Origin of the sequence: Bacillus sp. FSL K6-1284, assembly GCF_038002625.1 — a bacterium.
Classification (GTDB): Bacteria; Bacillota; Bacilli; order Bacillales; family Bacillaceae; genus Bacillus; species Bacillus paralicheniformis.
This window is the reverse complement of record NZ_JBBOCW010000001.1, coordinates 2135742-2160389: the sequence shown is the minus strand read 5'-3', so window position 1 is coordinate 2160389 and position 24648 is coordinate 2135742. Positions and strand designations below refer to the sequence as shown.

The window sequence follows — 24648 nt, the reverse complement described above, 5'->3', positions numbered from 1 at the left end:
ACATGATAGGAGACGATGACAAATGTCAAAAAAGACCATCTATTTTTTATGCACAGGCAACTCTTGCCGCAGCCAAATGGCTGAGGGCTGGGCGAAGAAACACCTCGGAGACGAGTGGAACGTCTACAGTGCAGGGATTGAAGCGCACGGTTTAAACCCGAACGCGGTCAAAGCCATGCGAGAAGCAGGCATCGATATTTCTGAGCAGACGTCCGATATCATTGATCCCGATATCTTACACAACGCAGACCTCGTCATTACGCTGTGCGGGGACGCGGCTGATAAATGCCCGATGACACCGCCGCACGTCAAGCGCGAGCATTGGGGTTTTGACGATCCCGCCAAAGCAGAAGGGACAGAAGAAGAAAAATGGGCATTCTTTCAGCGTGTACGCGATGAAATTGGAGAGCGGGTCAAGCGTTTTGCGGAGACAGGCGAATAAATACAAAGCTCAGGTATTGTTACCTGAGCTTTGTATTTTTTAGAAACATCTATTTTTGATAAAGAAAGAACGTACCAAAAGGCATGCGGCCGTTCATGTAAAAATTCAAAAATCAATTTACCGAGAAATTCTGTAAGATCCATTGCCAGAGGCTGAATGAGTACCAAGGGATTCCCGGCAAACACTAAAAAACCCCCAGGCCGGGGATTTTTCACTTTAATAAGAAAAGATGACCTGAAAGACTCGTTTTAAATGTTAATTGTTTTCTTTACCTAAAACTGCTGGAGAAGCGCATGACATTCTGACGTTTAATTCAGGGTCCATTTTTTGAGTTAATGGTATTGAGCCCGGCTCACGAATAAGAGACAGCAGAGAATCGACCATTTTGTGAGCCAATTGATCGATTGGAACCCCTACGCTCGTCAGCGGGGTTTCAAGGCTTGCCATTTGAGGAATATTATCATAAGAAATTAAAGATAGGTCTTCGGGTATGCTGAGCTGTTGTTCCTTTACGGCTCGTAAAATCCCTACACTGATATCGTAGCTTCCGCTAATAATAGCTGTAGGTTTTGAGGTTTGTTGTAACAGTTTTTTCGCAGCGGTGTAACCGTTATACCAGCTTAACCCATTAGTATTTAAAATACTGTTTCGACTTAACTTTAAACCGGCTTCCATCATAACCTCTTCAAACCCTTTGCTTTTTTCAATCTGACGCTTATCGGCAGGGGAAAGGTCGCCGACGTAGCTAATGTTTTTGTGGCCAAGTTGATACAGATACGCAACGGCTTTGTAAATTGCTTTTTTATGATTGACATCGATAATAGGATGTGTATGTTCACCTGACACTCCGTAAGATAAGATAGGAATCGTTAATCCAGTATCATCACTAAGCTGAGTTTCGCCGCCTTCTTCAAAAATCATGATCCCATCCACGCGAAAACTCTTGAACAATTCCACTGCCTCTTTAGCTCTGTTAACGGATAAAATCATTGAATAGCTGTTCTTTTCGACTACTTCATTTATTTTTGTAACAAGTGCCGATAAAGCGATTCTTTCAATTGTAGGCCAGACAAGTCCGATCGTTTGACTTTTTTTAGATGCCAAGCTTCTCGCTGCAAAATTCGGAGTATACCCTAATTGTTCGGCAACTTGCAAGACCTTTTTCTTTGTATCCGGTTTTACAAGAGGGCTGTTTCTTAAAGCCTTTGAGACTGTTGAATAGCTTACTCCGGAAGCGTGGGCGATGTCTTTAATAGTTACAGTCATTTTGGACCTCCAAAAAATCCTTAAAAATATATTATTGCAAATTTTCGAAAATAATTTTATGATAATAAATAACAACGTTGTTATTATAAATGATACATCATGAAATAACAATCATATACATCTTCCGAATAAAATAACAACGTTGTTAAAGGAGTTTTTCGGATGATGAAGCAACGTTTATTTTTAACAACGTTGTTAAACTTATTGTAAAGGAGGGGAAGGGTGAGAAAGACGATCATCTAATGTCTTGCACCGATAAAATATTACACAAATTGTTACTGAACATTATCGGAAACGGGATTCAGGGGATAAACCGAAACATACAATGCAATAATTTTACTTATTCGTTCACTATTTGAGCGAAATTGTAAACGCTATCAAAAAATATGACGATGAAAGAAATCATGAATCGCAATCAATCATTGCTTAGAATGCAACGGTCATGAGATTCAAGGAGGGTAGTTCATGAGAAAAATGCTATCCGTGTTTTTTGTATGCGCTTTAATCTTTGGGATGCTTACGGGATGTAAAAGCAGCGATGTAATAGGCACCGATAAAACCGTAACGTTACGGCTTGCTCACAACCATAATGAGGAGCACCCCGTCCACAAGTCTTTACTCAAATTTTCAAAAGACGTAGAAAAGAAAACCAATGGCACCGTTAAAGTACAATTGTATCCAAATGCTCAGCTCGGTTCAGAGCGTGAAGTGATTGAATTGACACAAACCGGGGCTGTCGATCTGGCTAAAGTAAGTGCGAGCGCTTTAGAAAGTTTTTCAGAGGTCTACTCCATCTTCAGCCTGCCTTATTTATTTGACAGCAAACATCATTTCTATGAAGCCATGGACAGTGATATTGCAAAAGAAATGTATGATACAACGAAAAACATAGGTTTTATTGGATTAACCTACTATGATGCCGGTTCACGGAACTTTTACACAAAGAACAAACCGATTATGCACCCAAATGACCTTAAAGGTTTAAAAATTCGGGTGCAGCCGAGTGCTACAGCGATTCGAATGGTGGAACTCATGGGTGGAGCACCTACTCCAATGGCTTATGGAGAAGTGTATACAGCATTGCAGTCAAGTGTAATCGATGGCACCGAAAACAACGAAATGGCTTTAACAAGCAGCAATCACGGGGAAGTGGCAAAAGAATATTCATACTCAGAACATGCGATCGTTCCGGATATTTTAATCATGAATTTGGACAAAAAGGATCAATTAAGCGAAGAGCAGCAGCATGCGGTGATCGAAGCGGCGAAAGAATCTACTGAGTATCACAAAATCGTTTGGGCTGAAGAAACTGAAAATGCGGTTAAGAAGGCAAAGGAAATGGGAGTGAAGTTCCACAAACCAGACAAGACTCCATTCCGGGAAGCGGTAAGCCCGCTTCATGATGAGTTTGCCAAAAAAGAATTGATCGGAAAATACTATAGGAAAATTGTGCGAAAGCTAAAAAAGTAAAATGACTCTGGATGAATGAGGGACTCGAATATGTTTCGATAAGGGGGGATGTATATGCTAGCTTTAAAAAAAGCAGTGAATAAAACGATTGAATGTTTGACTTGCACACTAATGGCCATCATGGTTTTGGTTGCGATATGGCAAGTATTTACGCGATATGTACTAAATTCTCCCAGTACGTTTTCAGAAGAATTTTTACGCTATTCACTGATATGGATCTCTATGTTGGGCGGTGCCTATGCATTTTGGAAAAAAAAGCACTTGGCGATAGAATTTATCGTTCGAAAACTTCCAATAAAAGCAGCTGTTTTCGTTCATACTTTCATTCAGATTCTTTTGATTGCTTTTGCTCTGATTGTGTTGGTCTTAGGAGGTTCGAAAGCAGTGATCACCACAATGGAGCAATCTTCAGCAGCATTAGGGATACCGGTGGGATTTGTTTATCTATCACTTCCTGTTGCAGGCATACTCATCATTGGATACAACTTGGCCGGTTTATATGAATCTTTACATGAATTCAATTCAAAACAAAAGTCAGGTGATGATGTAAAAAAAGCAGCAAAGATGTGACTGAGGCTTTTTGAAAACTAAAAAAGAGGTGAAATGATATGGCCATAGCAGCAGGTCTCATTTTATCGGCAGTATTCTTCATATTGTTGTTTCTCGGCGTTCCGATTTCTGTAAGTATTGCGGCGGCATCCATTGTAACAATGCTTACCATTTTTCCTTTTGATGTTGCCATTTTCACTTCGGCGCAAAAAATGGTCACTGGAATCGACAGCTTTGCTTTATTAGCGGTACCGTTCTTCATTTTATCAGGCATTATTATGAATAATGGCGGTATTGCAATGCGGCTCATTAACTTCGCAAAATTGATCAGCGGCAGGCTGCCCGGTTCTCTGGCCCATACAAATGTTGTCGGAAACATGTTATTCGGTTCCATTTCCGGTTCGTCTGTAGCTGCGGCGGCGGCAATCGGCGGGGTCATGTCGCCGCTGCAAGAAAAAGAAGGATATGACCGGACTTACTCTGCCGCAGTAAATATTGCTTCTGCACCAACTGGTTTGCTTATTCCGCCTAGCGGTCTTTTGATCATTTTCTCATTAGTCAGCGGCGGAACATCTGTAGCCGCTTTATTTATGGCGGGCTATTTGCCCGGAATCTTGTGGGGGCTGGCTACGATGGTTGTCGCCTGTATGATTGCAAAAAAGAAAAAGTACCCTGTTGCGCCAAAAATTACGATTAGTCAAGGTTTTAAAGTGCTGCTCGATGCGATTCCAAGCCTGTTGCTCATTGTAATCGTAATCGGGGGTATTATCGCCGGTGTTTTTACAGCAACTGAAGGAGCGGCAATAGCGGTGGCTTATTCCTTATTGTTATCGCACTTTTATAGGACATTGAAATGGAAACAGCTCCCCCAAATGCTGCTGGAAACGGTAGAAATCACAGCCGTTATTATGTTTTTGGTTGGGACATCAACGATGCTCTCATTGGTCATGGCGTTTACAGGCATACCGACGGCAATCAGCAATGGAATTCTAGGGATTACAGATAACCCAATTTTGATCTTGCTGTTGATGAATATCATCTTATTAATAATCGGTACATTTATGGACATCACTCCGGCTGTATTAATTTTCACTCCAATCTTTCTGCCAATTGTTCAAAGCTTTGGCATGGATCCCGTGCATTTTGGAATTATGATTGTATTTAACCTTTGTATCGGCAATATCACTCCTCCTGTGGGAAGTGCTCTGTTTGTGGGCTGCAGCATAGGTAAAGTTGATATTGAACGAGTGGTTAAACCGATTCTGCCATTTTATGCTGCGATCATGATCGTCCTTTTAATTGTTACCTACATTCCACAAATCAGCTTAATGCTGCCTCAATTATTTGGACTTTAAGACAGGAGGCGTCTATTTAATGTCAATTAAAGAAACCTACATGTTTACATTTATGAAAGAAGAGAAAAATGTGCTGCATTTTCATTTAAATGACGGTCATGCACATGCGAAAATATTCATTCTTGAAGAAGATATAATTCGGATTTTACTGACGGAGGAAGAAGCGTTAACGCTTGAAAAAACGTGGAGTGTCGCGCCTGGACAGATCGATGTGCCATGGGAGGGACGCCATCGTTTAGACATGAGCGGATTTACATTGCCTCAATACGAATTCCAGCAAGTCAAAGATGTTTTTATCGTGAAAACCGGTAAGGTCAAGCTTCATGTTCAATTGAACGGCTTTAGAATCAGCTGGTTTTATCACAATGGTTCTGAATGGATCAATGTTGCAAACGATCGGCAAACACAAGGGTATAATTTTGAAGGGGCTTTTGGAAAGGACGTATACCATTATTTACAACGCGATGTCCAGGAACAATATTTTGGATTTGGCGAGAAAACGGGAAACGTCGATAAACACGGGAAACGCTACCGGATGTTAAATATCGATGCGATGGGGTACGACGCAGAGTGGTCAGATCCGCTATACAAGCATATCCCATTCTATATTACACGTCATAAGAAAACAGGCATCTCCTATGGAATGTTCTATGATAATCTATCAGCTTCCATTTTTGATATGGGTTCAGAGCTTGATAACTATCATGGACTGTACCGCTATTATCAGGCTGAAAAGGGGGATTTAGACTACTACTTCATAGCCGGTCCGAAAATAAAAGATGTAGTCGAAACATTCTCTTGGCTGACAGGCAAAACGATCTTGCCGCCAAAATGGAGCCTGGGCTATTCAGGCTCTACGATGAGCTATACCGATGCGCCAAATGCACAGGAACAATTAAAAAACTTCGTTCGTCTTTGTGAAGAACATGATATGTTATGCGATTCGTTTCAATTATCGTCAGGATACACATCTATCGGTGACAAACGTTATGTCTTTAACTGGGATGAGATCAAAATCCCTGCTCCAAAAGAGATGGTGCAACACTTCCATGAGAAGGACGTCCGTTTATGCGCCAACATTAAACCGTGTTTGCTAAAGGATCATCCGTACTTTGATGAACTACAAGAAAAAGACATGTTCATTGTAAACAGAGAAACACAAAAACCGGAAATGGCCCAATTTTGGGATGATATCGGAGCTTATTTAGACTTCACGAAGCGCCAAACGTTCGACTGGTGGAAGGCTCAAATAACAGAAAAGCTGTTGGAATACGGAATTGATTCAACTTGGAACGATAATAACGAGTTTGAAATATGGAGTCAAAACGCCAAGTGTCACGGCTTCGGCAAAGAAGTGGAGTTTGAACTGATCCGCGCGCTTCATCCGCTTTTGATGATGAAAGCGTCTTTCGAAGCTCAGCTAGAATACAACCCGGAATTACGCCCGTACCTGATCTCAAGATCCGGATGTCCCGGCATGCACCGTTATGCACAAACTTGGACCGGTGACAACCGAACAAGCTGGAAAACATTAAAATTTAACATTAAAACAGGCATCGGTCTAAGTTTATCAGGCATTTACAATTTCGGCCATGATGTCGGCGGATTTTCAGGACCGGCCCCTGAACCGGAGCTATTCGTAAGATGGATTCAAAACGGCATCATGCATCCGAGATTTACCATTCATTCGTGGAACGATGACGGGACAGTTAATGAACCATGGATGTTTCCTGAAACAATCGATGAAATCCGTGAACTCATTAAGTTTAGACATAAGATCATCCCTTACATTTACACCGCGCTATATGATGCGCACGAACATTATCAGCCGATCATTCGACCGACATTTTATGATTTTGAACATGATGAGAAAACATTTGAAGAGAACGATGAATTTATACTTGGTGAATCTTTGCTGGTTGCATCTGTCGTCGAAAAAGGAATGACGGAGCGGGAGGTATATTTACCGAACCATGAAAAAGGCTGGTATGATTTCCATACGGGAACATGGTATGAAGGAGGGAAGACAGTCGTTCTGCCGGCACCATTACATTATACTCCGCTATTAGCGAAAGCGGGAGCGATGGTTCCGGTAAATGGTGCAAAAGTGACATTCCAAACAAAGAACCAAGATGAAAGAGGATTTTTGTTATTCCCATTCAAAGGAAAAGGAAAATCGACTTATCGTTTGTATGAAGATGATGGGTTAACAAATGAATATACTCGTACATTTGCCTTTATACATGTCGATATGGAGACAACAGAAGACGGGATCAATCTTTCAATACAAAAGGAAGGAACATACGAGTTATCGTATGATCAACTCACTTTTCACGTACCAAATGGAGAAAAGAGAAAACTGATCGTAAATGGCACAGAGCTGGAAAGCAAGAACGGAGCGTTTTCTTACAGTTTGCCGTGTGATTAAAAGATTAAGGCCACATGATGATGATGTTTCCATTAATCGAGCAAGAATCTTTGTCCGCGGTTACATCCCGGCCAGCTGAATTTTGTCATCTAGCACGACACATGAATCATGATCATGAAAATTTATGTAAGCGGATACTAATCGGCAAATTCTTTTGAAAAAAACCGCTCCAATATATTGTTATTGTCATGCGAAATGATGATATCGAATGTTAAATAATAAGAGGGAAGAGGATGGGAGAACCATGCAAATGACGTTTCGATGGTACGGAGACAGCGACCCGGTCACATTAGAGTATATTCGCCAAATTCCCGGCGTTACTGGAATTGTTTCGGCCATTTATGATATTCCTGTAGGGGAAGCATGGCCTTATGAGAAAATTGTAGAGTTAAAAGAAAAAATTGAAAATCATGGTCTATCGTTAAGTGTCATTGAAAGTGTACCTGTCCATGAAGATATTAAATTAGGTCTTCCGACAAGAGATCAATATATTGAAAACTATAAAACGACGATACGCAACTTGGCAAAAGCGGGAGTTAAAATCGTTTGTTACAATTTCATGCCTGTATTTGACTGGACTCGTTCTTCTTTAGACTATGCACTAGAAGACGGTTCTACAGCATTAATTTATGAAGAAAAAAAAGTTAGACAAATGAATCCATTACATGGTGAACTAAAACTTCCCGGTTGGGACACAAGCTATGAAGATGGACAGCTAAAGAATCTTTTTCAACAATATCAGCACATTACGGAAGAGGATTTATGGGAAAATCTTTCGTATTTTATTAAAGCGGTTATACCGGCGGCAGAAAATGAACAAGTCAAAATGGCGATTCACCCGGATGATCCGCCATGGCCTATCTTTGGACTGCCTCGAATCATAACGAACAAAGAGAATTTGGAGCGATTGATTAATCTCTATGACAGCTCCTTTAACGGTTTGTGTTTATGCAGCGGGTCACTGGGTGTGAATTCAACAAATGATATTCCGGAATTGATTCGTTATTTCGGAAAAAAAGGAAAAGTCAACTTTGTGCACCTGAGAAACATTAAGATCATCGGAGAAAAGTCATTTCAAGAATCCTCCCACCGTTCAGAAGACGGTTCTTTAGATATGTATGAAATCGTAAGAGCATTAAGAGATATAGATTTTGCCGGACCAGCCAGACCGGATCATGGAAGAATGATTTGGGGAGAGGCCGGTAAACCGGGTTATGGTTTATATGACCGTGCGCTGGGTGCAGTGTATTTAAATGGAATGTGGGAAACATTGACGAAAGAAAAGAAGCGGATAGCCTTTGAATGCAATAAATGAACAAGCACTAACTAAAATGCAGAGACGAGGGATGAATGTGCAGATTCCTTTTCATGTCAACTTGAAAGATAAGGTGGCTGTAGTGACAGGTGGAGGCGGCATTTTATGCAGCTGTTTCGCTAAAGCAATAGCTCAATGCGGTGCAAAAGTAGCAGTAGTCAGCCGAAGAGCTGAATCGGCAGACAGAGTAGCGAAAGAGATCCAAGAAAACGGAGGCGAAGCACTTGCCGTTACAGCAAACGTCCTTGATAAACAAAGCCTTGAACAAGCGAAACAACTCATTAACAGAACATTCGGCAGATGCAATATTCTAATTAACGGTGCAGGCGGCAACCATCCAATGGGAACAACAGATAAAGAATATTTATATAAAAAAGACTTGAATACTAAAGAATTGACTACGTTTTTTGATTTAGAAATAGAGGGAGTAAGGTCTGTATTTGATGTAAACTTTCTTGGCACACTGTTAACCACTCAAGTATTTGCAAAAGACATGGCTGATCACGACGGAAATGTGATCGTTAACATCTCATCCATGAACGCCAATACGCCGCTGACGAAAATTCCCGCCTACAGCGGTGCAAAAGCGGCCGTCAGTAACTTTACCCAATGGCTTGCTGTGCATATGTCAAAAGTCGGAATTCGTGTCAATGCCATTGCCCCAGGCTTTTTTCTTACCGCCCAAAATAGGAGCCTATTGCTCAATGAAGACGGAACATATACGGAGCGAGCACAAAAAATTATCAACCAGACGCCGTTGGATAGATTTGGGGTTCCGGAAGATCTAATCGGAACGTTATTATGGTTGGTAAGCGATAAAGCCTCGCGATTTGTAACTGGAACCATCATACCGGTCGATGGAGGGTTCTCCGCCTATTCTGGAGTATAACTAAGAGAGGTATTGCTTCAAAAAGCTGATTTTCAACACTGAAAAAATCCCAATTTCTCTGTGCCACATTGAGAAATTGGGATTTATTAATTCAATTTTTCCTTTTTACAGGCAAGAAGATAAACAATTGTATGATCTGCTTCCTTATTTCATCAATATTACCGAATCACTACCGCCGTGCAGGAAGCAGGAGGTTTTCCGCTGCTAATATGTATTGTTTTGTTATTGTTTGACAAAGGTGTTATAACTGTTTATATTGTATATATACAGTTATAACGAATAGAGGGATGTCATGCATTGAATATCATCATTTCAAATTCATCGGATGAACCGATTTATTTGCAGATCGTCAACCAATTAAAAGATCAAATCGTCAAGGGAGAACTCTCGGAGTCAGAGGCGCTCCCATCGATCAGAAACCTGGCCAAAGAGCTTAAAATCAGCGTAATTACAACAAAAAGAGCCTATGACGAACTGGAGAGAGAAGGGTTTATCGTCACAGTCGCGGGAAAGGGCTCGTATGTCGCAGCGATCAACAAAGACGTGCTTCGAGAAACAAAAGTCAAATTGATCGAAGAACACATAGCAGAAGCCGTCACTGAAGCGAAACAAATCGGCTTTACATACGAGGAACTTCAAGAGATGCTCAAACTGGTTTATGAGGAGTGGTAAAAATGACCAGCATACTGGAATTAAAAAATGTATCAAAACATTATCAAGATTTCTCTTTAAAAAACATCAACTTCTCGCTTGAAAAAGGATATATTATGGGCTTTATCGGCCCGAACGGAGCCGGAAAAAGCACGACCATCAAGCTGATCATGAACCTGATCAAAAAAGACGAAGGGGACATCAGCATTTTCGGTCTCGACAATGAAAAGCACAATATCGAAATCAAGCAGAGGATCGGCTTTGTATACGATGAAAATCATTTTTACGAAGAACTGACACCGAACGAAATGAAAGGAATCATCAGACCGTTTTACAAAAAATGGGATGAGGCTGTTTTTCAGCGGTACGCAAAAGACTTCCAGCTCCCTTTAAACAGGCAGATCAAAAACTTGTCAAAAGGAATGAAGATGAAATTCTCATTGGCGGTCGCGCTTTCCCATCATGCCGAATTATTGATCATGGATGAACCGACATCAGGACTCGATCCTCTTGTCAGATCGGAGCTCCTCGACGTGCTGCAAACATTGCTGCAGGATGAAAACAAGTCGATTTTCTTTTCGACGCATATTACCTCTGATTTAGAAAAAGTAGCGGACTATATCACTTTCATTCATAACGGCCGGCTCGTGCTGAGCAAAACAAAGGATGAGCTGTTGGAGGAGTACTGCATTGTAAAAGGAGACCTCGATACGCTGCATAAAGGAAACGAAGACGCCTTAATCGGCATTAAGAAAAACAGCTATGGCTTCGAAGCGCTCTCCAAAGATAAGCGGGGAGTCGTTCAGCATTTCGGGGATTCGGTCATGATCGAAAAACCGACTTTGGAGGATATTTTGGTATTTTCAACCGGCAGGAGTGATCAACATGTATCATCTTATTAAAAAGGATATTTTAATGCAGAAAAGAGCAATGAAACTATCGCTGTTATTGATGATATTTTTTACTTTTACATTGTCACAGCTTGAGCTCGTCGGATATACAGTGGCGGTTTTGGCTGTCACATATCAGCTGGCATTAGGCGCAAGCTCCTTAGAAGACAAAAACAACAGTGATAAAATCCTGATCAGCTTGCCCATTAAAAGAAACATCATCGTCTTATCAAAATATGTATCGGTTTATGTCTATGCGGCTTATGCCATTCTCTTCTATTCTTTGATCAATGCAATCGGACAAATGCTGCACTTGCCGCTTGATTTCCCATTGACACTTTCAGGCGTCATGGGTGCTGTTGTGGCTGTCACTTTATTTAGCTCGATCTCATTTCCGCTGATTTTTAAGTACGGCTATTTGAAGTCCAAAATGGCCAATATCATCATATTTTTCGTCATTATATTTGGAGGGACGGCCTTTTTTAAATTTATAAATGCGGGGGAAAACCTTGCACTAAGTCAAAAATTAACGGCTTTTCTGAGTGAAATGTCAAATGCGGGCACATTCATCCTTTTGGTTGGCGTACTGCTCGTGATGATTTCTGTTTCATATGCGATATCGCTCAGCTTTTATAATAAAAGAGAATTTTAGTTTAAGGATCAGCGGGAGGAGCTTTCGCTGATCCTTTTTTCGTTGCTTAGAACCGTACGGCTGTTTTACTTTCCTCCCACTATCATCTATTATAAAAAATTCCTATAAAAGAAAAATTTCCGTGTTGATAAAAGCATTTTTTCCGGAAGTTTCGGTAAAAAACGAAACTTTTGGCCCTTTTATTTCACTGTATAATGTAAACGGTTACGTTTGTAGTATACTTATACTATCATTTCTTTTTAGGGAAGGATAGAAAAACAGGTGAGAGAGAAATGAATACAAGGCAAAAAGACATTCTGAATCTGTTGTTATCTGAACCTGAAGACTATTTAGTCGTACAAGATTTCGCAGACAGGGTAAAGTGTTCTGAAAAAACGATCAGAAATGATCTAAAAACGATTGAAGATTATCTCAATCAGCACTCTGATGCTCAATTGATTCGCAAACCGGGACTGGGCGTTTATTTGAATATTGAAGATCATGAAAGGGTCCGTTTAAGCCGGCAGTTATATACCGAACATCACGCCGCACAGCAGCAATCCGATGAAGAAAGGATGCTGCAAATCGCTTATCAGTTATTAATGAATCCAAAGCCGGTTTCTGCAAAAGAAATGGCTGCCGAGCACTTCTTGAATAAGTCTTCCATTAAAAGGGATTTGAATCAAATCGAAGTTTGGCTCCAGCGGTTTGGCCTCACTCTTGTGTCCAAGCAGCGCCTCGGTTTAAAGATCGAAGGAAGTGAAAAAAATAAGAGAAAAGCGCTGGCGCGCATCTCGGAGTTGATTGATAACCCGGAGTTTACAAGCCGATTTATTAAAAGCCAATTTTTAAGCCATGAAGTGGAATTTGTTAAAAGCGAAATCAGATCATTGCAAAAGCGACATTCTTTATATTTCACTGATGAAACGTTCGAAAATTTACTGTTGCATACACTGCTGATGATTCGCCGCATCAAAATGAAACAGCCGATTACCATTTCTCCGGAAGAAATAGATGCAGTCAAAAAGAAAAAAGAATTTCAGTGGACGTTTGCTTGTTTAAAACGGCTGGAAGCTGTTTTTGCGATCCGCTTTCCTGAAGAAGAGGCCGTCTATTTAACATTGCATATATTAGGCGGCAAAGTTCGTTATCCATTTGGGAAAGAAGGGGAGAACGGACTGGAAAACCCTTTGCTTCCAAAGGTTGTCGAATATTTAATTCGGCGTGTCTCAGAGTTGAAAATGATGGATTTCCGCGAGAACCGGGTTTTGATTAACGGATTGAAAATTCACCTTAATACCGTTTTAAACCGGCTGAGCTATGACCTTTCCGTATCAAATCCGATGCTCAACGATATCAAAAAAATGTACCCATATCTGTTTCATACTGTCATTGATGTTCTTGAAGACATCAACCAAACGTTTTCACTTTCGATTCCCGAGGAAGAAGCCGCCTATCTGACATTGCATTTCCAAGCGGCGATCGAGCGCTTCAGCTATGGAAAAGACAAGCATAAAAAAGCGATCATTGTCTGTCATATGGGCATCGGGATGTCACAGCTGCTGCGGACAAAAATTGAACGGAAATTCTACCAAATTGCCGTGATGGACTGCATCGCAAAAGCTGATTTGGCGGACTATACTGCACGACATGAAGATATCGATCTTGTCATATCAACGGTCAGCCTGGAGGATTTATCAATTCCCCATATCGTTATATCTCCGCTGCTCGAGTCGGCCGATGAGAAAAAGCTCAGCGCTTTTATGGATCAGCTCGGTGAATCGTCCCGGCAAATACAAAAAACGTTTAAAGTGCTGAATGACACAACTCCTTTCCTCGTCTTCCTGCAGCAAGAATCAGAACACCGCTACAAGCTGATTGAACAGCTGGCGATGGCTTTATACGAGAAAGGCTATGTAGAAAAAGAATATGCTGTACAGGCAGTCATGAGAGAAAAAATGTCGGCGACAAACATCGGAGCGGGCATCGCCATTCCTCACGCGAACGCCAAATTGATTAAACAATCAGCCATTGCGATCGCCACATTAAAAGAGCCGCTTGACTGGGGCTCTGAAAAAGTATCGCTCGTCTTTATGCTGGCTGTCAAACACGAGGATCAAAACATGACAAAACAATTGTTTCAAGAGCTGTCCAGCTTGAGCGAGCAGCCTGCTTTCATCCAAAAGCTGACGAAAGAAACAAATGTCATGACATTTTTATCTTATTTGGATTATTAAAGGCGGGGCGCTGCCTTGACCTTCATTAAAATTCAAGAAAATATCGATATGCATTTGATAAATGACAACAGAATGGGATAGGTGAACAGTGACCAGTTCTGCTTATCCTATTCTTTTTTGTATTGCTGAACTGAGCAAGAATCCAGATAAATACACTGGGGAATTTATCCAATCGAGAGCAAACTGCTCTTTTTTAGTTCGTAATAACTGTTTCTCGTAAATCAGAAGGGGCTCGTTTAACCCACCAATCTCAATGATCTGTTTAACATCCATCTCTTCTGGTATAATTTAACAATAGAGTAAACACTTGGAGACTTTCAATCCAACGGGAGTCGTTCGCTCATCTGCTTAAATATAAACCTTCTTTGGATATACCTAAATATTTTTTAATAGAAATTAAGAAGGGCATGATATTTTATGAGAATTCTTTTGGTTTTTTTAGGTGGTGCTCTGTTTGGAATAATAATGAGTACTATTAGAGAAAATTTTTCGTCTGCTGTGACAACAACTGTTTTAGTGGTTCTTATGACTGCTTGTTTGATTTTTGACCTGGTTAAACATAAAAAGAGCCAAGAGAAGGGTGATAAAGAATATGAGTTTGTATGGTGGATTACAACACTCCTCATGCTTCTAGTGATGACTTTTAATACTTTCTTTTTAAAAATTGACCCTAAGTATAATATCATCGTTGTATTGATTTACATTTTGTTCATGGTGATTGTTAAGAGTAGATGGAAGAAAACTAAGACAGATTAAGCAGGTGGACGGCCTGCTTTTTTTGTTCCATCCTGGCAGAATCATTTCCGGTTTCTGCAATTTTCACCCCCCTTCAATTTCAAAATAAAAGAGACATCCATTAGGATGCCTTTTCTTTCTCCGATTTCATCTGTTCAAGTAGCTCCTATATTGTGCTGCTCGTGATCGATGATCACTTCCATTTTTAATAACGAATATAAACACGAAGAAAATAAAGCCTGGATACAGATCAATTGAAATTTTTCATCATCTGTATAAAAATTGAAAACTTGAGTACGCATAAAACACAGTTGCCGCTATAAAACAGGGAACTGTCTTCGAATTGTCAAAAGACTCCTCGATTTCTTTCATCCTTGCGATACCAAGTATTATTGTATGTAAATCAAACCGTCTAAGTCGAGGTATTTTATTAAAAGTCAAGATATTTATTGGAACCCTTAATAATATGGGTTTCTTATTTAATGTCAGACATTATAGATACCTCTTTATTGAAGTATCGCACCCAGTAGTCTAAGCAAAACCCCTCTCAAATTTATTCATTTTAATCAACCATATTTATTTTTAATCACGGTTATTTAGAGCTATTACTATAGTGTCTAGGCGAAAATACGTTTTTTAATGCACTTATTATTCCTGGCACAAGAAAGAAGACGCCAAAAAAGACAGTAAGTAAATTTAATTGTGGTGTTTCATAAAAAGTAAACCATTCTTTAAAAATTGACGATTCCGTAATTCTCCCAAATAGTGTTCCATCAATCTCTCTATAATTAGGTATCCATCCTGTTGTTTCAAATGTAATAAAAATTATCTGTGACAATAAAAATACACCAATTTGAGAAACCCAATATTTTTTCAAAAATGGAACCCTTTTTTGCTTTTCAGCCAACGAATATTCCCCCCCGCATTAGATACCATTTTTATATTGATATACGGAAAATTAAAGAATAAGTTTCAAAATTTAATCCTCTTGACATGATAGGAGGAAATACCTTCTTTTTTACATTTCACTCAAAAGCAAAACCCCTCAAGAAAGGGATCTTGGTTTTTGAATAAAAGAGTGATTTTACATAAATATTTGATTCGAAGATCATAGTTTTTCATTGTAGTGGAAACATCTTCGTGTTCAGCAATGGATTTGCTGACAAGTTCAACCTTGATTTTCTTGATTTCGAGATATCCTTCATTAAAGAGGAATGTCCTCACTTTACACCTCTTCGAAAAATTTCAGTCCCCAATTGTTGCAATACGGCACATTTTCACAATCAGTCCCAAGTGTTACAAGTCGCCCCTTATTGCAGTCCGTTTTTTTTAAAAAAGCCGGTTTTTCCGGAACATGCGGTAAAAAACAACGCTTTTACACACACGTTTTTATTATAAAGTAATGACAAGAGCTGCTCACTACTTTAGTTTCAGAAGGAGGATTTCGCATGAAACTGTTAGCGATTACATCATGTCCAAACGGAATTGCCCACACGTATATGGCTGCGGAAAATTTGCAAAAAGCGGCCGACCGAATGGGTGTTCAAATGAAAGTCGAAACACAAGGCGGCATCGGGGTGGAAAATGAGCTGACCGAGCAGGAAATCCGCGAGGCAGACGCGATTATCATAGCCGCAGACCGCTCGGTCAACAAAGACCGTTTTATCGGGAAAAAACTTCTGGCTGTCGGTGTTCAGGAAGGCATCCGAAAACCGGAAGAATTAATACAAAAAGCGATCAGCGGCGATATACCTGTCTATCGGCCGGCTGCGAAAACGGAAGCCTCAGCTCAAACTGAGAAAAAACAAAATCCGATTTACCGGCATTTAATGAACGGTGTATCATTTATGGTTCCTTTCATCGTCGTCGGCGGATTATTGATTGCGGTCGCACTGACGCTTGGAGGTGAAAAAACGCCGAAAGGGTTAGTGATTCCTGATGAATCTTTTTGGAAAACGATTGAGCAAATCGGGGCTGCCTCATTCTCATTCATGATCCCGATTTTAGCCGGTTATATTGCCTACAGCATCGCCGATAAACCGGGGCTTGTGCCAGGGATGATCGGCGGATACATCGCAGCGACAGGAAGCTTTTACGGCAGCGGAAGCGGTGCGGGGTTCCTCGGCGGCATTATCGCGGGCTTTTTAGCCGGATATGCGGCGCTGGCCATCAAAAAATTAAAAGTGCCAAAAGCCATTCAGCCGATCATGCCGATCATCATCATACCGGTGGTTTCCTCGCTTATTGTCGGCTTGGCATTCGTATTGCTGATCGGCGCGCCTGTCGCGCAAATCTTTGAATCTTTGACGGTTTGGCTGGCTGGTATGCAGGGCTCAAGTTCGATTCTTCTGGCATTAATTTTAGGGGCGATGATTTCGTTTGATATGGGCGGCCCCGTCAATAAAGTGGCATTCCTGTTTGGTTCAGCCATGATCGGTGAAGGAAACTATGAAATTATGGGTCCGATCGCCGTCGCCATTTGTATTCCTCCGATCGGGCTTGGCATCGCAACGTTTTTAGGAAAAAGAAAATTTCAGGCGCAAGAAAGAGAAATGGGAAAAGCAGCATTTACAATGGGGTTATTCGGTATTACTGAAGGTGCCATACCGTTTGCTGCACAGGACCCGCTTCGCGTCATACCAAGTATTATGGCGGGTTCAATGACTGGTTCTGTGATCGCCATGATCGGTAATGTTGGGGACAGAGTCGCCCACGGCGGACCGATTGTAGCAGTGCTTGGCGCTGTCGATCATGTGTTGATGTTCTTCATCGCCGTTATTGCCGGATCCCTGGTCACCGCTCTTTTGGTCAATGTACTCAAAAAAGAGGTCGCAGCCGCTCCTGCAGGGGCAAGTGAGACTGCTGCAGTTCATGACATTCCGCAGCCGAACATCGAAATAAAAGCGGAAAGCAAAAAATCCGAAATACCGGAAATTAAAAAGCTCACAGACATCATTGATACAGATTTGATCGAACCTCATTTATCAGGGGATACGAGAGACGACATTATCGATGAAATGATTCAAAAATTGTCCCGTAAAGGTGCACTGCATTCGGAAAGCGAATTTAAACAAGCGATCATGAACCGCGAATTAGAGGGGACAACGGCAATCGGCATGAACATCGCGATCCCGCACGGGAAGTCTGACGCCGTCAAGAAGCCGAGTGTAGCATTCGGCATCAAACGTTCGGGCGTCGACTGGAAGAGTCTTGACGGAACTGACGCCAAACTGATCTTTATGATCGCCGTCCCGAAAGAAAGCGGGGGAAACGAGCATCTGAAGCTTCTGCAAATGCTCTCCCGAAAACTGATGGATGACACCTACAGGGACAAGCTTCTCTCTGCTCAAACAAAAGTAGAAGCATACAAACTTCTGGATGAAATCATCTAAAAAAGGAGGATGCCCGTCATGACTGAACCATTATTTTTCGAGCCTGTTTTTAAAGAAAGAATTTGGGGCGGCACAGCTTTAGCCTCTTTCGGCTACGAGATTCCATCCGAACAAACGGGGGAGTGCTGGGCTTTCGCCGCCCATCAAAATGGGCAAAGCGTCGTGAAAAACGGCATGTATAAAGGGCTCACACTCAGCGAATTATGGAATGAACATCGCCATTTATTCGGACATATAAAGGGAGACCGCTTTCCTCTTCTGACAAAAATTTTGGACGCCGACCAAGACCTATCCGTACAAGTGCATCCAAACGATGAATATGCAAAACTGCACGAAAACGGGGAGCTTGGAAAAACGGAATGCTGGTATATCATGGATTGTAAAGAAGATGCGGAGATCATTTACGGCCACCATGCCAAAACGCGGGAAGAACTGGTCTCAATGATCGAACACGGGAAATGGAACGAGCTCTTGCGCCGCGTCAAAGTGAAGCCGGGAGATTTCTTCTATGTACCGAGCGGAACCGTCCATGCGATCGGAAAAGGTATTTTGATTTTGGAGACGCAGCAGAATTCAGACACAACCTACAGACTATATGATTATGACAGAAAAGATGCTGAAGGAAATCTGCGCGAGCTCCATTTGCAAAAAAGCATAGAAGTGATCGACGTCCCCTCTTCGCCTGGCCGCGAAGACGTTCAATATGAAACATCGGGTAATGTCAAGACTGCCGCACTGATTGAGTGTCCTTATTTCTCAGTAGCAAAATGGGATGTAAAAGGATCAGCCTGTTTCAAACAGGATAAACCGTTTCTTCTTGTCAGCATCATAGAAGGGGAAGGGCAGATCAATGCGTCTTGCGGCAACGACTTTTCTTTTAAAAAAGGAGATCACATACTGTTGCCTGCGGGCTTTGGAGAATTTACAATCGCCGGCCGTGCAGAATGTATCGTCTCAAGCCTGTCAAATGAATAAGCCATCAACGGTACACTTTCTAAACAGACCATCAAAACGATGGTCTGTTTTATTTTTTCAAAAAAAGCATGCCGGCTTGCCAAAACGCGTTCGCCACAAGGCGGACAATGCATATTCCCAAGCTTTCACAAGTAAAATAGAGTAAACCAAAAAAACATTTGGAAATCTTCCAATTATTTGATAAGCTGATATTAAAAGCTTCATAACTTACACATCAGCTGCACTGCCCGGAGCTTTTCGCGGAACAGTTGCTTCATGAAACAAAAAAGCAGGGCTGTGTTCCGGCGACAGGCAGAAGAAAAGCCTGCTAAATGACCGAAACAACCGTGCCCTTCATAATTGGTTGGTCCTTATCTGGATGAGAAAAGGAGACGATGATTCGTATCAGGTAAAATGTAAGCGGATTCATCGTCTTTTTATCTCAGTTTATCACTCTTTTTAGCGGAAGCGAGGAGGAAAGCAATGGGGAAAGCAAAAATTCGATGGAATGAACCCTTGATTTCTCAACACGAATCGGCTGCTGAAGGATTTACGCCGGAAGATTTCACAGAGGAAGATCAACTGATTTCAAAAACGACAGAATCATTTGTCAAAAATGAAGTCATGCCCCTTCTTGAATCGATCGATCAGCAGGATCACGAAAGCGTGAAAAAATTGTTTCAAAAAGCGGGAGAGCTCGGATTGCTCAGTATCGAAGTTCCTGAGGAATACGGTGGCCTTTCACTCAGCAAGAAGCTTTCCGGGTTAGTAGCAGAGAAAATGGGAGCCGGCGGATCGTTCAGCGTCTCCTTTAATATTCATGCGGGCGTCGGGACATTGCCGTATATTTATTATGGAACAGAAGAACAAAAACGAAAATACCTTCCGAAACTGGCATCGGGCGAATGGATCGGAGCATATGCTCTGACAGAGCCGGGCGCAGGCTCAGATGCTTTAAACGCAAAAACGACGGCCGTCTTGAATGGGGAAGGAACAGCCTGGGTTTTAAACGGGGAAAAACAGTGGATTACGAACGCGCAAGTAGCTGATGTATATGTTGTCTTTGCAAAAACGGCGGAAGGCATGACAGCATTTATCGTCGAACGTTCGTTTAAAGGTGTTTCCATCGGACCTGAAGAGAAGAAGATGGGAATCAAAGGGTCTTCGACGGCAACCTTAATCCTCGAAGAAGTCGAGGTGCCAAACGACAATGTTTTGGGTCATGTCGGGAAAGGTCATCACGTCGCTTTGAACATTTTAAACATGGCCCGCTTAAAGCTCGCGTTTTCGAACATTGGAATGGCAAAGCAAGCATTGAACCTTGCCGTTAGCTACGCCAAACAGCGCAAACAATTTAACATACCGATCATCGGTTTTTCAATGATTCAAGAAAAGATTGCCGACATGGCAATTTCGATTTTCGGCGCCGAAAGCGCTGCTTACAGAACGGCAGACTGCCTGGACCATGTTTTAAATTCGGCTGAGCCATTAGACGACAGACTGAGAAAACTCACAAACTATGCATCCGAATGCGCGATCAATAAAGTTCACTGCTCCGAAATACTCGACCGAAATGCAGACGAGGCGGTACAGATTCATGGCGGCTACGGATACATGCAGGAGTACGAAGTCGAACGTTTGTACCGGGACGCGAGGATCAGCCGGATTTTCGAAGGGACAAACGAGATTAACCGTTTGACGATCGCCAAACTGATGATGAAAGAAGTGAAGCAAAACGGCATCTCAGAGCCGGAAGCTCAATTAAGCAGCGGGGAAAACCGAAACCGGCGGTTTATTCAGCTGTCCAACAGGCTTTTCGGCAAAACATTAAAAGCGCTTAAACGCTCCCACGTGAACATTCAAAAGGAGCAGGAATACGCGCGGATTCTCGCCGACATGCAAAAAGAACTCTATGTGATGGAATCCGCCGCCCTCCGGACCGAAAAGGCAACCAAAAGATACGGAAGCGAAAAAGCACGGTTGAAAGAAATGATGACGAACGTTATTTGTGAAGAAGGCTTCCGCAAAATCGAAGAGATGGCGGTAACCGCCTTATCAGGCATAGAATCTGATGAAGCTGAAAGAAAGCTCGAATTGGAAGAGGTTCACAGCCTTACTTTGCCCCTTTTCAGCAATCTGTTTGCTCAAAAACGCGAAATCGCAGAGAAAATAGCCGCTCATGAAAAATATACGGTGTGATCGGAGGGAAACCGTTTGAAAAAAATCGGGTTTATCGGTTTGGGCAACATGGGTCTGCCCATGTCGAAAAATTTGCTTCAGGAGAACTTTGCGGTATATGGAACGGACCTTAACAAAGAAGCTGAATTGGCCTTGCATCATGCAGGGGGAACGATCGGGATTTCAGTTGAAAAGATGGTAAAAGAGTGTGATGCCATCCTGACAAGCCTTCCTTCATCAAAAGCTGCAGAGGAGGTTTTTCTGGGGAAAAAGGGGCTCGTACACCTGGCTGAACCAGGCGTCCTTCTGATTGATACAAGCACGGTCGCTCCTGAACTGAATATCCGGATTGCAGAGGAAGCGAAAAGCAAAGGAATTGATTTTCTTGCGGCGCCGGTCAGCGGCGGTGTAATCGGAGCGGTCAACCGGACGCTTACCTTTATGGTCGGGGGGCCGAAGTCTGTTTTTGATAAAGCATTGCCTATTTTCAACGTATTGGGCAAGAATATTTTTCATGTGAACGAAAACATCGACAGCGGAACGAATACGAAGCTGATCAACAACCTCTTAATCGGTTTTTATACAGCCGGCGTCAGTGAAGCCTTGCATCTTGCCAAAAACAGCAATCTCGATCTCGAAAAATTGTTTGAGATGCTGAACGTCAGCTATGGGCAGAGCCGAATCTATGAGCGCAACTATAAAAGTTTCATAGCGAATGAAAACTATGAACCTGGCTTTTCTTTGAAGCTGCTGCTGAAAGACCTTGGCTTTGCACTGGATTTGGCTGAGAAAAATGAGGTTGAACTGCCGGTGAGCAAGATTCTCTTCGGCATCTATGAAGAAGCTAATCAAAATGGATACGGTGAAAAAGATATGTCTGTTTTATACAAAAAAATAAGCGAACAGAAGACAACTTATCGGTAAGGAGAGGTGAGAAAGCACATGATCACAACGAATGCCAAGAAAATAATGAACCATATCGACGGGGAGTGGGTGAATTCCTCAGGTACGGAAGCTGAAGAAGTCGTCAATCCTGCAAACGGAAACGTCATCGCTTATGCGCCCCTATCTGTGAGAGCGGATGTAGATCGTGCCGTGCAGGCTGCCAAACACGCTTATCAGACCTGGTCACTTGTGCCTGTCCCCAATCGGACGAGACTTTTATACAAATATTTACAGCTTCTTCAAGAGCGAAAAGAACAATTGGCAGACATCATTACGACAGAAAACGGCAAAACGTTGAAAGACGCCCGAGGCGAAGTGCAGCGCGGAATCGAAGTTGTTGAGCTTGCGACAGCCACACCTACTTTAATGATGGGAGAATCCCTGCCCGCGATAGCTGGGGGCATCGACGGATCGATTTGGCGCTATCCTTTGGGGGTCGTCGCCGGTATTACGCCGTTTAACTTTCCAATGATGGTTCCTCTGTGGATGTTTCCGCTCGCCATTGCTTGCGGAAACACGTTCGTCCTGAAACCTTCGGAACGCACTCCTATTCTTGCCGGAAAGCTTGTCGAGCTGTTTTATGAAGCAGGGTTTCCGAAAGGTGTGCTGAACCTCGTTCATGGAGGAAAGGATGTTGTAAACGGAATATTGGAGAACGATGATATTAAAGCCGTCTCCTTCGTCGGTTCAGAACCGGTCGCAAAATATGTGTATCAAACGGGCACAGCCAACGGGAAGCGCGTTCAGGCTCTGGCCGGCGCAAAAAACCATGCGATTGTGATGCCGGATTGTCATCTTGAAAAATCGGTTCAAGGCATCATCGGGGCGGCATTCGGAAGCAGCGGAGAACGCTGTATGGCCTGCTCCGTCGCGGCGGTCGTTGATGACATCGCCGATGACTTCATGGAAATGCTCGTGTCTGAAACACGGAAGCTGAAGACAGGGGATGGCAGATCAGAGGATCACTTTGTCGGCCCGCTGATCCGCGAAGTTCATAAAGAACGCGTTCTTGACTATATCGACAGCGGTATAAAAGAGGGAGCCGCACTCGCCGTGGACGGACGCAATCCGGATGTTCAGGAAGGATATTTTGTGGGAGCCACGATTTTCGATCATGTAACACCGGAGATGAAAATCTGGCAGGACGAAATCTTTGCGCCGGTCTTGAGCGTCGTCCGCGTGCAAGACCTTGATGAGGGGATCGAGCTCGCCAATCAATCCAAGTTTGCCAACGGCGCTGTCATTTACACGTCGAGCGGGAAAAGCGCCCAGCAGTTCCGCGACAAAATCGATGCCGGAATGATCGGCGTCAATGTCAACGTACCAGCTCCGATGGCATTCTTCTCCTTCGCAGGGAACAAGGCCTCTTTCTATGGAGACCTTGGGACAAACGGAAAAGATGGCGTCCAGTTTTACACGCGCAAAAAGGTCGTCACCGAACGCTGGTTCTAATTCTTAACATAAGGCTCCCTCTCATGCGCAACAGATTTTTTCAGAGGGGCCTTTTCTATTTCAACAGGGAGGGATCCATATTGAACTTGAAATATGCCACACTTAAAACCGAACATAGCATCACGACCGTCACGTTGAACAATCCGCCGGCAAATACACTCTCTTCTTCCTGTATCGCCGAATTGCGCTCTCTTTTTCGGGAATTGGCCCGCGACGAGGAGACAAAAGCGATCATCGTCACAGGAGAAGGACGATTTTTTGTGGCGGGAGCGGATATAAAAGAATTCGTTTCAAAACTCGGGGACCAAAAACAAGGGCTGGCACTCGCACAAGGGGGCCAGGCGCTCTGTGATGAAATCGAAGCTTCCAATAAGCCCGTCATTGCGGCGATAAACGGACCGGCTCTTGGCGGAGGCCTGGAACTCGCAATGAGCTGCCACTTCAGAATCGTATCAGACGATGCAACACTCGGCCTTCCCGAATTAAAGCTCGGCTTGATTCCCGCATTTGGAGGTACACAGCGGCTTCGCAATATAACGGATACAGCGACAGCACTCGATCTCATCCTGACGGGCCGAACGCTTTCAGCTCAAGAAGCGGTAGAGCTGAAAATTGCGCAGATGGCGGTAAAGGGGGAGGAACTGATGAAGACGGCAGAAGGGGTCGCGTCGTCTTTTATCGAAGGAAAAAGCATGACCAGCGTGAGACGCGCCGTCGAATGTGTCGTACAGGGCGCCTCTGAAAGCATGGAACAGGCACTGGAGAGAGAGCGAAACAGATTCGCCGAGCTGTTTGTCACTTCAGACGCCAAAGAAGGAATTCACGCATTTGTCGAAAAGCGCAAACCAAACTTTCATCATTCATAAAAG

Annotated in this window: 20 protein-coding genes and 1 pseudogene; 18 read left to right on the top strand and 3 right to left on the bottom strand. The window is 42.7% G+C overall.

What is annotated here, in order from left to right; genetic code table 11:
* Positions 1 to 22 precede the first annotated feature (22 nt).
* Positions 23 to 442: an arsenate reductase (thioredoxin) gene (gene arsC, locus MHB72_RS11255; RefSeq protein ID WP_023857526.1), complete on the top strand. Its 420-nt coding sequence runs from the start codon at positions 23 to 25 to the stop codon at positions 440 to 442.
* Positions 443 to 697: 255 nt separating this feature from the next.
* On the opposite strand, the gene MHB72_RS11250 is transcribed toward arsC, so the two are convergent.
* Entirely contained in the window at positions 698 to 1708 is a 1011-nt protein-coding gene (locus MHB72_RS11250; RefSeq protein WP_023857527.1) for a LacI family DNA-binding transcriptional regulator, read from the bottom strand.
* Positions 1709 to 2173: 465 nt separating this feature from the next.
* Between MHB72_RS11250 and MHB72_RS11245 the strand changes: the two genes are divergently transcribed.
* From MHB72_RS11245 to MHB72_RS11195, 11 genes are all read left to right on the top strand, one after another.
* Positions 2174 to 3178 (top strand): TRAP transporter substrate-binding protein, encoded by a 1005-nt coding sequence (locus tag MHB72_RS11245; protein WP_026579626.1) that lies wholly within the window; start codon positions 2174 to 2176, stop codon positions 3176 to 3178.
* A gap of 54 nt (positions 3179 to 3232) precedes the next feature.
* Positions 3233 to 3748 carry a TRAP transporter small permease gene (locus tag MHB72_RS11240; protein ID WP_026579627.1) on the top strand — a complete coding sequence of 172 codons (516 nt, stop codon included), beginning with the start codon at positions 3233 to 3235 and terminating at the stop codon, positions 3746 to 3748.
* Positions 3749 to 3786: 38 nt separating this feature from the next.
* On the top strand, positions 3787 to 5082 hold the full coding sequence (locus MHB72_RS11235) for a TRAP transporter large permease (RefSeq protein WP_023857530.1): 1296 nt from the start codon (positions 3787 to 3789) through the stop codon (positions 5080 to 5082).
* 19 nt (positions 5083 to 5101) lie between these two features.
* Positions 5102 to 7510: a glycoside hydrolase family 31 protein gene (locus MHB72_RS11230; protein ID WP_216920712.1), complete on the top strand. Its 2409-nt coding sequence runs from the start codon at positions 5102 to 5104 to the stop codon at positions 7508 to 7510.
* Between the two features lie 244 nt (positions 7511 to 7754).
* Positions 7755 to 8825 (top strand): mannonate dehydratase, encoded by a 1071-nt coding sequence (uxuA, locus tag MHB72_RS11225; protein WP_216920710.1) that lies wholly within the window; start codon positions 7755 to 7757, stop codon positions 8823 to 8825.
* A gap of 16 nt (positions 8826 to 8841) precedes the next feature.
* Entirely contained in the window at positions 8842 to 9714 is an 873-nt protein-coding gene (locus MHB72_RS11220; protein ID WP_373367298.1) for an SDR family oxidoreductase, read from the top strand.
* A 297-nt stretch (positions 9715 to 10011) separates the two neighbouring features.
* Entirely contained in the window at positions 10012 to 10386 is a 375-nt protein-coding gene (locus MHB72_RS11215) for a GntR family transcriptional regulator (protein ID WP_020451666.1), read from the top strand.
* A 2-nt stretch (positions 10387 to 10388) separates the two neighbouring features.
* The gene (locus tag MHB72_RS11210; RefSeq protein WP_035338678.1) at positions 10389 to 11267 is read left to right on the top strand and encodes an ABC transporter ATP-binding protein; all 879 of its coding nucleotides are present in this window, start codon (positions 10389 to 10391) and stop codon (positions 11265 to 11267) included.
* Positions 11251 to 11907 (top strand): ABC-2 transporter permease, encoded by a 657-nt coding sequence (locus tag MHB72_RS11205; protein ID WP_216920708.1) that lies wholly within the window; start codon positions 11251 to 11253, stop codon positions 11905 to 11907. Before MHB72_RS11210 ends, MHB72_RS11205 begins: the two co-directional genes overlap by 17 nt.
* 272 nt (positions 11908 to 12179) lie before the next feature.
* On the top strand, positions 12180 to 14123 hold the full coding sequence (locus tag MHB72_RS11200) for a BglG family transcription antiterminator (protein WP_216920706.1): 1944 nt from the start codon (positions 12180 to 12182) through the stop codon (positions 14121 to 14123).
* A gap of 417 nt (positions 14124 to 14540) precedes the next feature.
* Positions 14541 to 14879, top strand: a complete 339-nt coding sequence (locus MHB72_RS11195; protein ID WP_224146076.1) for a hypothetical protein — start codon at positions 14541 to 14543, stop codon at positions 14877 to 14879.
* Positions 14880 to 15450: 571 nt separating this feature from the next.
* Here the strand turns inward: MHB72_RS11195 and MHB72_RS11190 are convergent.
* Both MHB72_RS11190 and MHB72_RS11185 read right to left on the bottom strand, forming a co-directional pair.
* Positions 15451 to 15765, bottom strand: coding sequence for a YfzA family protein (locus tag MHB72_RS11190; RefSeq protein WP_035338672.1), 315 nt, complete (start codon positions 15763 to 15765; stop codon positions 15451 to 15453).
* Between the two features lie 122 nt (positions 15766 to 15887).
* Positions 15888 to 16052, bottom strand: a pseudogene (locus MHB72_RS11185) (hypothetical protein); the annotation flags it as partial.
* A 254-nt stretch (positions 16053 to 16306) separates the two neighbouring features.
* Between MHB72_RS11185 and MHB72_RS11180 the strand changes: the two are divergent.
* The 6 genes from MHB72_RS11180 (at position 16307) to MHB72_RS11155 (ending at position 24645) form a co-directional block, all read left to right on the top strand.
* Positions 16307 to 18250 (top strand): PTS fructose transporter subunit IIABC, encoded by a 1944-nt coding sequence (locus MHB72_RS11180; protein ID WP_023857540.1) that lies wholly within the window; start codon positions 16307 to 16309, stop codon positions 18248 to 18250.
* A gap of 18 nt (positions 18251 to 18268) precedes the next feature.
* Positions 18269 to 19225: a mannose-6-phosphate isomerase, class I gene (gene manA, locus MHB72_RS11175; protein WP_436967735.1), complete on the top strand. Its 957-nt coding sequence runs from the start codon at positions 18269 to 18271 to the stop codon at positions 19223 to 19225.
* 462 nt (positions 19226 to 19687) lie between these two features.
* Complete coding sequence (locus MHB72_RS11170) at positions 19688 to 21403, top strand: acyl-CoA dehydrogenase family protein (protein ID WP_216920703.1); 1716 nt, start codon at positions 19688 to 19690, stop codon at positions 21401 to 21403.
* Positions 21404 to 21418: 15 nt separating this feature from the next.
* A complete protein-coding gene (locus MHB72_RS11165; RefSeq protein ID WP_216920701.1) occupies positions 21419 to 22306 on the top strand; it encodes an NAD(P)-dependent oxidoreductase in 888 nt (295 codons plus the stop codon).
* Between the two features lie 18 nt (positions 22307 to 22324).
* The gene (locus tag MHB72_RS11160) at positions 22325 to 23779 is read left to right on the top strand and encodes a CoA-acylating methylmalonate-semialdehyde dehydrogenase (protein WP_216920699.1); all 1455 of its coding nucleotides are present in this window, start codon (positions 22325 to 22327) and stop codon (positions 23777 to 23779) included.
* Positions 23780 to 23859: 80 nt separating this feature from the next.
* Positions 23860 to 24645, top strand: a complete 786-nt coding sequence (locus MHB72_RS11155; protein ID WP_020451655.1) for an enoyl-CoA hydratase-related protein — start codon at positions 23860 to 23862, stop codon at positions 24643 to 24645.
* Positions 24646 to 24648 lie beyond the last annotated feature (3 nt).